This is a genomic window from Actinocatenispora thailandica, from assembly GCF_016865425.1.
Taxonomy (GTDB): domain Bacteria; phylum Actinomycetota; class Actinomycetes; order Mycobacteriales; family Micromonosporaceae; genus Actinocatenispora; species Actinocatenispora thailandica.
Window position 1 is genome coordinate 7,056,374 of the sequence record NZ_AP023355.1, and the last position, 14,644, is coordinate 7,071,017.

General features: G+C 75.7%; 14 protein-coding genes. 8 read left to right on the forward strand and 6 right to left on the reverse strand.

Annotated features, from left to right (window positions below; genetic code table 11):
- Positions 1-67 precede the first annotated feature (67 nt).
- From Athai_RS31935 to Athai_RS35155, 7 genes are all read left to right on the forward strand, one after another.
- Entirely contained in the window at positions 68-520 is a 453-nt protein-coding gene (locus Athai_RS31935; protein ID WP_239157503.1) for a histidine phosphatase family protein, read from the forward strand.
- A complete protein-coding gene (locus tag Athai_RS31940) occupies positions 517-1,215 on the forward strand; it encodes a GNAT family N-acetyltransferase (protein WP_203964915.1) in 699 nt (232 codons plus the stop codon). Before Athai_RS31935 ends, Athai_RS31940 begins: the two co-directional genes overlap by 4 nt.
- Before the next feature lie 239 nt (positions 1,216-1,454).
- Entirely contained in the window at positions 1,455-2,072 is a 618-nt protein-coding gene (locus Athai_RS31945) for a 5-oxoprolinase subunit B family protein (RefSeq protein WP_203964916.1), read from the forward strand.
- Positions 2,069-3,022, forward strand: a complete 954-nt coding sequence (locus tag Athai_RS31950) for a 5-oxoprolinase subunit C family protein (protein WP_203964917.1) — start codon at positions 2,069-2,071, stop codon at positions 3,020-3,022. The genes Athai_RS31945 and Athai_RS31950 overlap by 4 nt, the downstream gene beginning before the upstream one ends.
- The gene (locus tag Athai_RS31955) at positions 3,013-3,783 is read left to right on the forward strand and encodes a LamB/YcsF family protein (protein WP_203964918.1); all 771 of its coding nucleotides are present in this window, start codon (positions 3,013-3,015) and stop codon (positions 3,781-3,783) included. Before Athai_RS31950 ends, Athai_RS31955 begins: the two co-directional genes overlap by 10 nt.
- A 382-nt stretch (positions 3,784-4,165) precedes the next feature.
- Positions 4,166-4,642, forward strand: a complete 477-nt coding sequence (locus tag Athai_RS31960; protein ID WP_338028169.1) for a dihydrofolate reductase family protein — start codon at positions 4,166-4,168, stop codon at positions 4,640-4,642.
- Positions 4,630-4,764, forward strand: coding sequence for a dihydrofolate reductase family protein (locus Athai_RS35155; RefSeq protein WP_338028170.1), 135 nt, complete (start codon positions 4,630-4,632; stop codon positions 4,762-4,764). The genes Athai_RS31960 and Athai_RS35155 overlap by 13 nt, the downstream gene beginning before the upstream one ends.
- Before the next feature lie 15 nt (positions 4,765-4,779).
- Here the strand turns inward: Athai_RS35155 and Athai_RS31965 are convergent, their stop codons facing one another.
- The 6 genes from Athai_RS31965 to pdhA all read right to left on the reverse strand — a co-directional run bounded on the left by Athai_RS31965 (position 4,780) and on the right by pdhA (position 11,695).
- The gene (locus tag Athai_RS31965) at positions 4,780-6,648 is read right to left on the reverse strand and encodes an NHL domain-containing thioredoxin family protein (RefSeq protein ID WP_203964919.1); all 1,869 of its coding nucleotides are present in this window, start codon (positions 6,646-6,648) and stop codon (positions 4,780-4,782) included.
- Between the two features lie 177 nt (positions 6,649-6,825).
- Positions 6,826-7,089 (reverse strand): LppU/SCO3897 family protein, encoded by a 264-nt coding sequence (locus Athai_RS31970; protein WP_203964920.1) that lies wholly within the window; start codon positions 7,087-7,089, stop codon positions 6,826-6,828.
- Positions 7,090-7,635: 546 nt separating this feature from the next.
- Positions 7,636-7,770, reverse strand: coding sequence for a hypothetical protein (locus Athai_RS34990; RefSeq protein ID WP_275422616.1), 135 nt, complete (start codon positions 7,768-7,770; stop codon positions 7,636-7,638).
- A 213-nt stretch (positions 7,771-7,983) separates the two neighbouring features.
- On the reverse strand, positions 7,984-9,468 hold the full coding sequence (locus Athai_RS31975; RefSeq protein WP_203964921.1) for a dihydrolipoamide acetyltransferase family protein: 1,485 nt from the start codon (positions 9,466-9,468) through the stop codon (positions 7,984-7,986).
- Between the two features lie 11 nt (positions 9,469-9,479).
- Positions 9,480-10,493 (reverse strand): alpha-ketoacid dehydrogenase subunit beta, encoded by a 1,014-nt coding sequence (locus tag Athai_RS31980; protein ID WP_203964922.1) that lies wholly within the window; start codon positions 10,491-10,493, stop codon positions 9,480-9,482.
- Positions 10,493-11,695, reverse strand: coding sequence for a pyruvate dehydrogenase (acetyl-transferring) E1 component subunit alpha (gene pdhA, locus Athai_RS31985; RefSeq protein WP_203964923.1), 1,203 nt, complete (start codon positions 11,693-11,695; stop codon positions 10,493-10,495). The genes Athai_RS31980 and pdhA overlap by 1 nt, the downstream gene beginning before the upstream one ends.
- Positions 11,696-12,406: 711 nt before the next feature.
- Here pdhA and Athai_RS31990 point away from each other — a divergent pair.
- Entirely contained in the window at positions 12,407-14,521 is a 2,115-nt protein-coding gene (locus Athai_RS31990; protein WP_203964924.1) for a hypothetical protein, read from the forward strand.
- The last annotated feature ends 123 nt before the right edge of the window (positions 14,522-14,644 follow it).

The following is a 14,644-nucleotide window of genomic DNA, read 5'->3' on the forward strand; positions in this document are numbered from 1 at the left end:
CGGGCCGGACGGCGAGAGGCGATGGTGGGTGCGGGGCGGGGCGCCGTAGGGTCGCGGTGTGGCGGACATGATGTGCGCGGCCCGGGTGCTGTGCCTGGTCGGTGGCGAGGCCGCGGCCCTCGCCCCGTACCGGCCGGTCCGGCTCTACGTGGCGCCGGACGGGCCACGGCTCGCCGGCGCGGTGGACGCGCCGGTGGAGGAGCGGGCCGGGCTGGCCGGCCCCGGGCTGGCGCCGCGCGACCGCTGGCTGCTGGCCGGCGAGCTGGCCGCGCCCGCGGCCGGCGGCGAGAGCGGGCAGCAGGTGGTGGACCGGTTCGCCGGGACGCTGGCGGAGATCGCCGACCGGCATCGCGGGCAGACCGTCGCGGTGCTCGCGGACGGGCTGGAACTACCGCTCGCGGCGCTGTGCGCCGGCCTGTCGCCGGCACGGGTGCACGCCGCCCCGCTCGCCCCCGGTGACGTCGTGGTCGTCGAGTACGACGCGGACGGCTGGCGGTACCTGTCGGGCTGGCCGGCGTGACCACGCCGCTGCCGGCGCGGCTGGCCCGCGGCGAGGCCGCGATGGCCGACCTCGCGGAGGTCGGCGGGGACTCGGCGACCGTGGCCGGGATCGCCTGTGCCAGCTACGGCATCGACCAGCCGTGGGCGACCTGGGCGCGTCCCGTGACGCCGCCGGGCGACCTGGGCCCGGTGGTGGACTGGCTGGCCAGCCGCGGCGGTCCGTGGTCGGTGAAGGTGTCGGCCGCCGACACCGCCGCGCCGGCGTACCGGGGGCTCACCGAGTGGCTGGTGCTCCCGGTGTACGTGCTGGCCGAGCCGGCGGGGGCGGTACGGGTGCCGGGGCTGTCGATCGGTGCACCGCGCGATCCGGCCGAGTTCCTGGCCGTCTACGGTGCGTCGCTGGCGCCGCTGGCGACGGCGCGGCACCTGGCGAGCCCGCGGTACCGGTTCCTGGTGGCCCGGCTGGACGGCGAGCCGGTGGGCTGCGCGCTGGCCCAGCGAGCCGGCGACAGCGCCTACGTGTCGGCCGTGACGGTACGGCCGGAGTACCGCCGGCGCGGCATCGGCGCCGCGATCTCGGTGGCGGCGACGACCGCCGCGACGGAGCTGACCGGCGGCCCGGTGTGGCTGCACGCCGAGGACGGGCCGGCCCGGATCTACCGCCGCCTGGGATACCGGCGGGTCGACACGCACGTGGTCCTCACCCCGCGCTGAGTCACAGGTCGGCCAGGTGTCCGTGGCCTTCTCGAGGTTCTCCCTGGTGCCGGCCGCAGCGACACCGACGACCCGGGCCCGCACCGCACGGGCGGCACCGGTCCGGCGCGGCGCGGGCACCGAGGGCGTGACTCGACCTTGCCGCGCCGGCGTCGTCGTCGCGCCGCACGCCGTATGGTGAGGCGCGTGAGGTCCGTCGATTCGGCCCCGGCCGCCGGCCCCGGCCGCCGGCCGAGCGCATGAGAACCCGGCCGGCGGGGCCGCGCGCGATCCTGCTGGAGTGCGCGGACGCGGCCGAGGTCGCCGCCTGGCACGCCGAGCTGCGCCGGCGCCTGGACTCCGGTGCGCTGGTCGCGACCGACCTGGTCCCGGCCGCCCGTACGGTGCTGGTGGACGGCGTCGCCGATCCCGCCGGGCTGGCGGAGAGCCTCGCCACGATGTCGGCCGGGCGGGCGGCCCCGCCGGAGCCCGGGACGGCCGTCGAGCTGGACTGCGTGTACGACGGGCCGGATCTGGCCGAGGTCGCGGAGCTGTGGCGCACCAGCGTCGACGGGGTCGTCGCGCGGCACACCGGTACCGAGTTCCGGGTGGCGTTCTGCGGCTTCTCCCCCGGCTTCGGCTACCTGACCGGGCTGCCGGCGGAGTTCGCCGTGCCGCGCCGGGACAGCCCCCGCCCCCGGGTCCCGGCCGGGGCGGTCGGCCTGGCCGGCGAGTACTCCGGCGTCTACCCGTCGCCGTCGCCGGGCGGCTGGCGGCTGATCGGCCGTACCGGCGCGGTGCTGTTCGACCCGTCCGCGTCGCCGCCGGCACTGCTGACCCCCGGTACCCGGGTGCGGTTCCGGGCGGTGCCGGGATGAGGGCGTTCACGGTGCTCAGGCCGGGGCTGCTGAGCACGGTGCAGGACCGTGGCCGGCCCGGCCTGGCGTACCTCGGGATACCGCGGTCCGGCGCCGCCGACCTGCCGGCGCTGGAGCTGGCGAACCGGCTGGTCGGCAACGATCCGGCCGCGGCGGGGCTGGAGTTCACCGTCACCGGCGCGGTACTGCGGGCCGAGGAGTCGCTGCTCGTCGCGGTCACCGGCGCGCCGGCACCGGTCCGGGTCGCCGGCGCCGAGGTGCCGCACGGCGCGGCGGTACCGGTGCCGGCCGGCGCCGAGCTGGCCGTCGGCACCGCTCGCACCGGGCTGCGCAGCTACCTTGCCGTCGCGGGCGGCATCGCGGTCCCGCCGGTACTCGGCAGCCGCGCCACCGACACCCTGTCCGGGCTCGGCCCGGCACCGCTCCGCAAGGGCGACACCGTCCCGGTCGGCGCCACACCGGTGGCCCCCGCGCCGGGAGGGCCGGCCGCCGCGCCCGCCGGTACCGCATCCGCCGGCCCGCGCTCGGCCGAGACGGTGCCGGGCGGTACCGGATCGGGGGGCTCGACGCCGCCCGGCGCGCGGCGCACGGTGGTGTTGCGGGTGCATCCGGGGCCGCGAGTCGGCTGGTTCACCGCGCCGGCGGTACGCACGCTGCTGTCCGCGGACTACCAGGCGTCGCCGACCAGCAACCGGGTCGGCATGCGGTTGACCGGGCCGCCGCTGGCCCGCAGCGTCGACGCGGAGCTGCCCAGCGAGGGTGTCGTGCTCGGCGCGGTGCAGGTGCCCGCCAGCGGCGAACCGCTGGTGTTCCTGGCCGACCACCCGACCACCGGCGGCTACCCGGTGATCGCCGTCGTCGACCCCGCCGACGTGCCGGCCGCCGCGCAGGCGAGGCCCGGTACGCCGGTGCGGTTCGAGCCCGTCGAAGGAGTGTCCGGATGGACCTGAACAGCGACCTCGGCGAGGGTTTCGGGCGCTGGACGCTCGGCGACGACGACGCCCTGCTCACGATCGTGACCAGCGCCAACGTGGCCTGCGGGTTCCACGCCGGCGACCCGGCGACGATGCGCCGGGTGTGTGCCGGCGCGGCGGCGCAGGGGGTGGCGGTCGGCGCGCAGGTCGGGTACCGGGACCTCGCCGGGTTCGGCCGGCGGCGGATCGACTACGACCCCGCCGAGCTGACCGACGACGTGCTCTACCAGCTCGCCGCGCTGGACGGCTTCTGCCGGGTCGCCGGTACCCGGGTCACCTACGTCAAGCCGCACGGCGCGCTCTACAACACCGCGGTACGAGACGAGGCGCAGGCGACGGCGGTCGCCCGGGCGGTGGCCGAGTACGACCCGAGCCTGCCGGTGCTGGGGTTGCCCGGCTCCGCACTGCTGCGGTGTGCGGCCGAGGCCGGGCTGCGGACGGTCGCGGAGGGCTTCGCGGACCGCGGCTACGCCCCGGACGGCACGCTGGTGTCCCGGCGCGAGCCGGGCGCGCTGGTCACCGACCCGGACGAGGTGGTGGCGCGGGCGCTGCGGATGGCGGTCGGCGGCGAGGTGGTGGCGGTCAACGGCGCCACGCTGCCGATCGCGATCGACTCGCTGTGCGTGCACGGGGACACGCCGGGGGCGGTGGCGCTGGCCGAGCGACTGCGCACGGCGCTGACCGAGGCCGGGCTGTCGCTCACCCCGTTCGCCCCCGGCGACCTGTTGCGGCGTTGAGCGGCTGGGCGGCCCGTTGCGGCGCCGAGCGGCTGGGCGGCCTGCCATCGCGTTGAGCGGCTGGGTGGTCGCGGCGCTGGGCGGCCGTCCGGGCAGGCTCGACCGGCTGGCCTCCCGGTGGTCCGACCGCGGCGACCGGCGGCGGTCGACCGGCTGGCCTCCCGGTGGTCCGACCGCGGCGACCGGCGGTGGTCGACCGGCTGGCCTCCCGGTGGTCCGACCGCGGCGACCGGCGGTGGTCGACCGGCTGGCCTCCCGGTGGTCCGACCGCGGCGACCGGCGGTGGTCGACCGGCTGGCCTCCGGCGGTCCGGCCGTGGCGGTCGGCGGGACGTTCCGGCGAACTGACATGGGTTGTCAGGGCGAGGCGGCACGCTGACCGTATGACACTGACCCAGTACTTCACCGCGACCAGCATCGACGGGTACATCGCGGACGAGCACAACAGCCTCGACTGGCTGTTCGAGGCGGACGGTTCGAGCGGGGAGGACCGAGCCGACGGCGCCGCCGAGGAGCCGGCCGGCGACGGGTTCCGCCGGTTCTTCGCCGGGATCGGCGCGATGGCACTCGGCGCCACCACGTACGAGTGGATGCTGGAACACGAGCGGATGCTCGACCACCCGGAGAAGTGGCAGGGCTGGTACGGGCAGACCCCGGCGTGGGTGTTCACCCACCGGAAGCTGCCGGCGGTGCCGGGCATCCCGCTGCACTTCGTGGCCGACGACGTGGTGGGTACGCACGCGGCGATGGTCGAGGCGGCCGCCGGCCGCAACATCTGGCTGATCGGCGGTGGCGGCCTGGTCGGCCAGTTCGCCGATCACGGGTTGCTGGACGAGATCATCCTGGGGTGGCGCCGGTGACGCTCGGCGCCGGCGCGCCGGTACTGCCGCGCCGGCTCACGTCCCGTTCGCTCACCCTGACCCAGCTGAGCCGGGACGACAACGGCTTCGCCAACCTCACCTACCGGGTTCGGCACGGCTGACCGGCGTGCACCCGGTCAGCCGCGGAGAACCAGGGCGAGGGTCTCGTCGGCACCGTGGGTGACCGTCACCGGCACGCCCCAGTCCTGCCGGGTCAGGTGGCAGGCCGGGTTCTCCGCCTCGGCGTCGCAGGTGGCCGCCTGCGCGGTCACCGACAGCACGCCGCTCGCGCCCGGCGCGAACACCAACCGGCGGGACAGCTCGCTGCCCACCCCGGAGCCCTCGGCCAGCAGCGACGGTGGTGTCGCGGTGACCTCCAGCCGGGTCGCCGGCCCGTAGCTGTCGTCCAGCTTCGCCCCGGGCGGCGGGTCGAACACGACGTCCAGCGTGACCGGGCCGTCGGCGACCGCGGTGGCCGGCCGCTCGGTCTGGTACCGGGTGGCCGGTGCCGCGCTGGCGGCCAGGTCGGGCCGGGCCAGCCGGTGCGCCCCGGACTCCACCACCAACAAGCCGGTCGCGTCCGGGTCCGGCAGCACGTCGGACGGCTCCGCCAGGCCGCTGGCCAGCGTGGTCACCGCACCGGTCGCCGGCTCGTACCGCCGGATCGCCCCGTTGTACGTGTCGGCGACGAGCACCGCGCCGTCCGGCGCCACCGCGACCCCGAGCGGGTGCTGCAGCATGGCCGCCGGTGCCGGGACCGGCACCCCGTCGGGCGCCGGCTCACCCCCCGGCGCGTCGGCGTGGCCGAAGTCGAACAGGCCGCTCCCGATCACCGTGTGCAGCTCGCCGTCCTGCACGTACCGCAGGGCGGAGGACTCGGAGTCGGCGACCCAGAGCCGGTCGCCGTCGGCCGCCAGCCCGGACGGCTGCGCCAGGAACGCCTCCCCGACCGGTCCGTCGCGCAGGCTCTCGGTGGTGGTCCCGGCCCAGCGCGACACGGTGCCGGCGACCGGGTCGAACCGCCAGAGCTGATGGATGCCGGCCATCGCGATCACCGCCGCGCCCTGGTACCAGGCCAGGTCCCACGGCGACGACAGCTGCACCGTGAGCGCGTCGCCGGGCCCCTCGCCGGCGTCGGTGCGGTGATCGGAGCGCCAGGGCTCGCCGGTGCCGGCCACGGTGCGTACCGCGCCGTCGGCCGACCGCACCCCGCGCAGCAGGTGGTTCACCGTGTCGGCGACCAGCAGGTCGTACCCGACCCGCTCGGCCACCGTCGCCGGCAGCACCAGCAGCCCCTGCGGCTCGCTGAACGACGCCTGGTCGGCCGGGCCGTCCGCAGCGCCGCGGTCGCCGCTGCCGATCCGGCGCAGCACGGTCCGGCCGTCGGCGGCGAGTTCGGCCAGCTGGTGCCGGGCCGAGTCGCTGACCAGCAGCGTCCCGCCGGGCAGTCGCACCACCTTGCCCGGGTACCGCAGCACGGTGTCCTCCGGCGGGGGCGGCACGTACGGCCCCTGGCCGCGGATCAGGGTGCCGTCCGCGGTGTGCTGGGCGACCAGCTCGGCGAGCAGCCGGTCCAGCCCGTCGCCGTGCCCCTCGCCGGCCATGCTCGCCACCACGTACCCCTGCGGGTCGATGACGGCGAGCGTCGGCCAGGCCCGGGCCGCGTACTGCTGCCAGGTCGAGAGGTCCGGGTCGTCCAGCACCGGGTGGTGCACCCCGTACCGCTCGACCGCGGCGGTCACCGCGTCCGGCGCCTTCTCGTGCTCGAACTTCGGCGAGTGCACGCCGATCACGACCAGCGAGTCGGCGTACTTCTGCTCGATCGGGCGCAGCTCGTCGATGACGTGCAGGCAGTTGATGCAGCAGAACGTCCAGAAGTCGAGCAGGACGATCCGCCCGCGCAGGTCGGCGAGGCTCAGCTCGCGCCCGCCGGTGTTCAGCCAGCGGCGGCCACGCAGCTCCGGCGCCCGCACCCGGGCACGACGATCATCCTGGTGGTAGGCCATGCCGACCATTCTGCGCGGCGCGGCGCGGCGCGGCGCGGCGCCCACCGGCAGCGTGGCGAACGCGACAGCGCGGGCCGGCGGCTGCTGCCCCGGCCGGCGACCGCACCGGGCCGGCGGCTGCCACCGCGACCGGCGACCGCACCGGGCCGGCGGCTGCTGCCCGGCCCGGCCCGGCGGCTACTTCACCGGGGCGAGGCAGCGGAACCGGTCGCCGGACGCACCCTGCAGCTCGACCGCCGGTCCGGTCGGGTCGGGGCATTTCGCCCGGCTCGACGTCACCTTGGTGACCTTGTACGCCCCGGGCTTGGTGCAGGAGGCCGGCACCGCCCTGCCGCCGGCCGCGGTGACGCACGACCCCACCGGGAAGGAGTCGTCCTGCCGGCCACGCAGCAGCAGCACCGACACCACGGCCGCAGCGACGACCACCACCCCGGCGATCACGAGTACGAGGGTGCGTCTGGGCTGCCGTGGTGGCTTCACCGGCACCGGCATCGGCCACCCCGGCGGCGCGGCGCCGGGTGGATAGCCGGGTGGAGGCGGCCCGCCGGGCGGTGGCGTGCCGCCGGGTGGCAGGGGCGGCCCAGCAGGCGGTGGCGTGCCGCCGGGCGGGAGGTGCGGCCCGCCGGGCGGTGGTGTGCCGCCGGGCTGGTGGCCCGGTGACGGCGGGCCGGCCGGCGATGGGGCGCCGGGCTGGTAGCCGTGCGGCGCTGGGCCGGCGCCGGGGTCTTCGGGGTGGCCGTCCCGGTCGGGTGCGGACGCGCCGTCCGGTTGCACCGCGCCACCTCCGTCGCATCGCCGTCGCCCGGCCGTCCCGGGCCGCGGGCGTCTCACGCTACCCGGCTGCGGGAGCCGGCCGAGCGGGGCGGTCGTCCACCATCTCCGGGGCCGGACACGTTTCCGCCCCCTCGACTCGATGTCGAGGAGGGCGGTGTCTGGGCGGCGACGTCCGGCGGCCCCCCGGCCGCGGGTCGCGGAGGAGTGAGGGAATCAGTCGCGGTTGGCGATCGTGAGCAGCTCGTCGCGCATCGCGCTGGACGGGCAGCGCGACAGCGCCCGCTCGATGGCGCGCGTCCGACGGACCACCGTGCGACGCTCCCGGTACTTCTGGAGCAGGTTGTTCATCAGTGCCTCACCTCTGCTGGATGTATCTCCGGTACCTCCATTAGAGCGCAGATGACCGGTTCACTGCAAAAGAATCTATGGTGAGGGCGCTTACATGCCTAACATCCTTCGGTACGGCAAGGGAAGTAACCGTGGTGTCGACGGTCACGCCGGAAACGAGTAACGGCCGCGACCCGGATCGGGTCGCGGCCGTCACATGCCGTACTGCGTGGGTCAGCCCCAGGCGAGCAGCGCCGCCTCCGGATCGGTCAGGAAGGCGCCGATGTCGGCCAGGAACCGGGAGCCCAGCTCGCCGTCCACGATGCGGTGGTCGAACGAGAGCCCGAGCGTGGTCACGTACCTCGGCTTGACCTTGCCCTTGTGCACCCACGGCTGCTGCTTGATCGCGCCGAAGGCCAGGATCGCGGTCTCCCCCGGCGGCAGGATCGGAGTACCGGTGTCCACCCCGAACACGCCGACGTTGGTGATGGTGAACGTGCCGCCCTGCATCGCGGCCGGCGCGGTGCGACCCGACTTCGCGGTGGCGACCAGGTCGTTCATCGCATCTGCCAGCTCCCGCAGGGACAGCCGGCCGGCGTCGGCGATGTTCGGCACGATCAGGCCGCGGTCGGTGGCCGCCGCGATACCGAGGTTCACGTACTCCTTGACCACGATGTCGCCGTTGGCCTCGTCCCAGGTCGAGTTGACCAGCGGGTGCCGGCCGACGGCGAGCAGCACCGCCTTGGCCACCAGCAGCAGCGGCGAGATCCGCACGTCCCGCCAGTCGCGCATGGTGCGCAACCGCTCGACCGCCTTGACGGTACGGGTGGCGTCCACGGTCAGGAACTCCGTCACGTGCGGCGCGGTGAACGCGCTCGCCACCATGTTCGCCGCGGTGAGCTTGCGGACGCCCTTGATCGGGATGCGTTGCTCGCGGTCCGGGCCGAACGACGGGGCGGCGACCGCCGCCGGTGCGGCCGGCGCGGACTGCGCGGCCAGCACGTCGTCCCGGCTGATCGACCCGTTCGGGCCGGTCGGGGTCAGCGTGGTCAGGTCGACGCCGAGATCCTTGGCCAGCTTGCGGACCGGCGGCTTGGCCAGCACCCGGACGCTCGCCGGCTGCGCCGGTACCGCCGGTGCCGGCGCGACCGGCGCGACCGGGGTCGCCGGTATGGCCGGTGCGGCCGGTACGGCCGATGCAGCCGGGACGGCCGATGCAGCCGGGACGGCCGGTGCGGCCGGGACGGCCGGTGCGGCCGGGACGGCCGGTGCAGCCGGGGCGGCGGGAGCAGCCGGTGCGGCCGGGGCCGTGGCACCGTTGACCGGGCGGCGGGCCCGGCGCTTGCCGCCGGACTCCTTCGGCCCGTACCCGACGAGCACCGCGGTGCGACCGTCGGCGCTCTGCTCGCCGATCAGCGGCCCGGTGACCTCGGCCGGACCGCCGGACTCCGGCTCCGGCAGCGGGCCCGCATCCGGGTCGGTGTCGAACGCGACGATCGGCGCACCGACATCGACGGTCTCGCCCTCGCCGTGGAAGATCTCCACCACCGCACCGGTGTACGGGCAGGGGATCTCGACCGCCGCCTTGGCGGTCTCCACCTCGACGATCGGCTGGTTCAACGTGACCCGGTCACCCGGCGCGACGAACCACTTCAAGATCTCACCCTCGGTGAGGCCCTCACCGAGATCGGGCAGGGGGAACTGCTTGACGCGCGACATCCGGGCGGCTCCTAGTAGCTGAAGGTGCGGTCGACGGCGTCGAGCACCCGGTCCAGGTCGGGCAGGAAGTGCTCCTCCAGCTTCGACGCCGGGTACGGCGTGTCGAAGCCGGTCACCCGCTGCACCGGCGCCTCCAGCGAATAGAAGCACTCGCTCTGCACCCGCGCGGCGACCTCCGCGGCCGGCCCGAGGTTCGTCGGTGCCTCGTGCACCACGACCAGCCGACCGGTGCGCTTGACCGACTCGTACACCGGGTCCAGGTCGAGCGGGGAGAGCGTGCGCAGATCGACCAGCTCCAGCGAACGGCCGTCCTCGGCCGCCGCGTCGGCGGAGTCCCGCAGTACCCGCATGGTCGGGCCGTAGCCGACGACGGTGGCGTCGGTGCCGGCCCGGACCACCCGGGAGCGGTGCAGCGGCTCGGCGGCGGTGACCGGGGCGTCCAGGTCGACCTCGCCCTTCTCGTAGTAGCGGGCCTTCGGCTCCAGGAAGATCACCGGGTCGTTGGACCGGATCGCCTGCTGGATCATGAAGTACGCGTCGACCGCGGTCGACGGGGTGACCACCTTCAGGCCGGCGGTGTGCATGTAGTAGGTCTCCGGCGACTCGGAGTGGTGCTCCACCGAGCCGATGCCGCCGCCGAACGGGATCCGGATCACCACCGGCAGCGTGATGCGACCGCGGGAGCGGTAGTGCATCTTCGCCAGCTGGTTCGTGACCTGGTCGAACGCCGGGTAGGAGAACCCGTCGAACTGCATCTCGCAGACCGGCCGGTAGCCGCGCATGGCCAGCCCGATCGCGGTACCGACGATGCCGGCCTCGGCGAGCGGCGAGTCGAGCACGCGGTCCTCACCGAAGTCCTTCTGCAGCCCGTCGGTGATCCGGAAGACGCCGCCGAGCCGGCCGACGTCCTCGCCCATCAGCAGCACCTTCGGGTCGTCCTCCAACGCCCGGCGCAGGCCGAGGTTGAGCGCCTTGCCGATGGTCAACGTCTGCGTACCGGTCAGCGGTCCCTGCTGCTTGGCCATCAGTGCGCCCCCTCCCCGACGAAACTGCTCTGGTACTGCTCGAACCAGGCGCGCTCGGCGTCCTGCAGCGGCGACTCCTCCGCGTACACGTGCTCGAACAGCCGGCTCGGATCCGGGTCGGGCAGGCCGATCACGAACTCGCGGAGCCGGCCGGTGATGCGGTCCGCGTCCGCGTCGACCGAGGCGAAGAAGTCGTCGTCGCCGATGCCCGCCTTCGCCAGGTACGTGCGCATCCGGGTGATCGGGTCGCGCTGCTTCCAGGACTCGACCTCGCTGCCGGTGCGGTACCGGGTCGGGTCGTCGGTCGTGGTGTGCGCGCCCATCCGGTAGGTGTAGGCCTCGATCAGCGTCGGGCCCTGGCCGTGCCGGGCCGCATCCAGCGCGTGCCGGGCGACCGCGTAGCAGGCCAGCACGTCGTTGCCGTCCACCCGCACGCCGGGGAAGCCGTAGCCGGCGGCGCGCTGGTAGATCGGGGTGCGGGTCTGCCGCTCGACCGGCTCGGAGATCGCGTACTGGTTGTTCTGGCAGAAGAACACCACCGGTGCGTGGTAGACGCCGGCGAACACGCACGCCTCGTGCACGTCGCCCTGGCTGGACGCGCCGTCACCGAAGTAGACGATCGACGCCTCACCGTCGTCGCTGCCGACCTTGCCGTCGTAGTTGATGCCCATCGCGTAGCCCACCGCGTGCAGCGTCTGCGCGCCGATGACCAGCGTGTACAGGTTGGCGTTGTGCTCGGCCGGATCCCAGTCGCCGTGGTCGTTGCCGCGGAACAGCCCGTGCGGTGCGGTCGGGTCGACGCCGCGGCACCACAGCACGCCGTGCTCGCGGTACGTCGGGAACGCCATGTCCTGCTTGCGCAGCGCCCGCCCGGACCCGATCTGTGCCGCCTCCTGGCCCTCCAGGCTGGCCCAGATCGCGAGGTGGCCCTGGCGCTGCAGCGCGGTCGACTCCAGGTCGAGCCGGCGCACGATCACCAGGTCGCGGTAGAGCCCCTGCAGCTGCTCGTCGGTGAAGTCGACCGAGTAGTCCGGGTGCTCGACCCGCTCCCCCTCCGGGGTGAGCAGCTGTACGAACTCCGGCTCCTGCGCGGACCCCTGGAGCGCCGCCTCGCCGGCCGGTGTCGATGCCGGGCGTGACCGCCGAGCACCGGACCGGGCCTTGGTGGCGGGCCGCCCCTTCGTCGCGGGCTTGTCACCCATGTCCGATCCCTCTCCCTCTGCTTGCGTCGCCGGCGTGGGGTTACCGCACCGGTCGACGTCTCCGTCGTGCCGCGCGGACCCCGGTTGGGGGTTCGCCCGGCGGGAGCGTCGGCGCAGGGGCCGGACCGCGGGTGTGCGCGATCATCGGCCCCGTTGCCGATTGCCCAACAGCATGTCAGCTCGGATGCGACTCCATCGAGGGTGATGGCCGCCACATCCCGTGCCGCCATCGTACGGGCTCCGGTGGTCGCGACGGCACCAGCCGGTTGGCTGTGGAACGGCCTCGCGACCCCCACGCTCGTGACTGTCGCAGCGGCGAACCGCACGCCCAGTGCGGCTCTCCAGGGGTCCACCGAGAACCTACGCGACCGTAACCATCCTTTACCAGCGTTCAGGGTGCCGCCGGGCCGGGAGGCGGCTTGACGCAGGAAAAACAACTGTGTGTATACACAGGCCTCACGAAGTGCAACAATACTCAGCTAGTGCGGCAGGAACGGGGAGCAGCCGCTCGTACCGGTCCAAGCCGACGTACGGCACAGCGGGGACGTTCCGGCGTCCACGCGACGCCTCTCCGGCCCGGAGAGGCCACGGTACGGAGGCGAGGAGGCGAGCGGTGTGCGAGTGACCGTCACCACTTTCGACGCGTATCCGCCCATGAAAGGCCGGTCCGGGGCTGACGATGCGCCTGCCGATGGCGCTAACCTCACCGGCGTGGCCGAGCGGACCGAGACGCCGCACCTTGCGCGCGGCACCGGAATCCCGGCCCTGATCGGCGCTCTGCATACCTATATTTCCGGATTGATGGGGCGGATCGCCGCGGGGTTGCGGTCTCGGTGGCGGGCCGCGGCCGGCGGCGTCGCGGGCCGCAAGATCACCCTGGTGCTGGTCAGCCTCGTCGCGGTCACCGTCGCCGCCTCGACCGTGCTGATGGCCGCCGGCGCCGACCGGCTGCGCAGCGCACCGCTCGCCGAGACCACACCGTTCCTCAAGAGCCCCGGCAACGCGCCGGTGGTGGTGCCCGACCCCAGCCACAAGGACGCCGACCCGGCCCGGCCCGGCGGTTCCGGCCCCGCGGCGGGCCACGACGGCTCCGGCCAGGCCAGCCAGCCCGGTGCCTCCGGCCGCGGCGACGCGCGGTCGCACGTCGCCGGCGGGGCACGGCGCCGGGACAGCGGCCGTACCACCGGCCGGCGTGCCCCGGACGATCGCCGTGGCGGAGCGCCCGCCGGCCGCGAACGCGAGAGCGACCACACCGGCCGGACGTCCCCGGACAGCCCCGACCAGCCCGTCGTCGAGCCCGGCCCGCACGGCACCATCATCGTTTCCTACGCCGGCCTGCGCCTCGTGCTCCCGCCGATCGGCGAGCAGGGCGCCCGGCCCGAGGGGACCGACGGGCCACTCGTGTTCGGCCCGGTGGTCCCGCCGCCGGACAAGACCGGGCCGCTGGCCACCGACCCGACCGCGATGACCGGCTTCGTCGTCACCGGCGACCGCGTCACCCCGGTGGTACTGCTGCCGTCCGCCGCCGGCAGCCCCGGCTCGGCGCCGACCGGGCCCCGCGTCCCGCCGGCCGCGAGCCAGACCGCCCCGGCCTGGCTGGTGGCACGCCCGGCCGTCACGCCGACCGGCGCCACCCCGGCCGCCGCCACCGTGACCAGCCCGGACGGGGCGGCGTGGACCGTGCTGGAGCCGTCCGGCTCGGCCTGGACCAGCGACCCGGCCCGGCCGGCCCCGGGCGCCGCCTCGACCGCCGACCCCGGTGCATCGACCGACGATCCGGCCGTACCTGGCGGCGCTGCCGGGGTCACCGCCGGCCCGGTCGCGGCGGGCACGGCCGGTTCGTCCGCCGGCGACGCCGCACCCGGTCCCGGCCTCGACCGCACCGGTCCGTTCACCCGCGACCGGGATGCCGCACCGGGGCCTGGCCTCGACCGCACCGGTCCGTTCACCCGCGACCGGGATGCCGCACCCGGGCCTGGCCTCGACCGCACCGGTCCGTTCGCCGGCGACCGATCCACCGGCACCCACCGGTCCAGCGACCTGCCGGCGTCCACCGGCGACTCGCCGATCGCCACCGCGCGGCCCCGATTCGCTCCGGCTGGCGGCATCGACGCTGGCGGGGAGCCGGCGCCGGGCGCGGGCACGGCACTTGCCGGTACGGACGATGCACCGGGCGCTGGCACGGCACTCGCCGCCGGTACGGACGATGCGCCGGCCGCTGGCGCGGACCAGGATGCGGCTGCCGGCACGGATCCGGCACCGACCGCTGGCGCGGACGCCGGCCCGGCTGCGCGGACCGGTGCCGACCCGTCCGCGCGGGCCGGTGCCGACCCGTCCGCGCGGGCCGGTGCCGACCCGTCCGCGCGGGCCGGTGCCGACCCGTCCGCGCGGGCCGGTGTCGATCCGGCGGCGATCGCCGGTACCAGCGCGGCCACCGCGGCGACGCGGACCCGCGCGGGTACGGCCGCCGCCCCGAGCGGCGATACAGCGGCCGACCGGTCGCAGCGGGGCGCCGGCGCGGCCGGCACCGGCGGTACCGGCCGGGGCCCGGGTACCGACCCCGCCGCGGTGACCGGCAGCGGGCAGGCGGCCAGCGCGGAACACCCCGAACCCGGCGGGCGCGGCGCGACCGACGGCGGGCGGCGCGCGGTGGCCCCGGCTCGGCCGACCGGCACCGCGGGTACGACCGCCGACCGGTCCGGTGCGACCGCCGACGGCTCCGGTGCGGCGGCTGGTGCGCGTGGCCGCCGGCCGGCGAGCACGGCACCGGCGGCCGGCCGGCCGGGGCCGAGCGGGCCGAGCCGGCGGGCCACGACCAGCAGGTGAGCGCGAAGCGCAGCCGCTCCCCGGCTCGCGTCGCGCCGGCCACCCGGGCGAGCACGAACCCGTCGGCGAGCCGCCCGCCGAACCGGAGCGCGAGGCCGAGTCGCGGCGCGCCGCCCGCCGCCG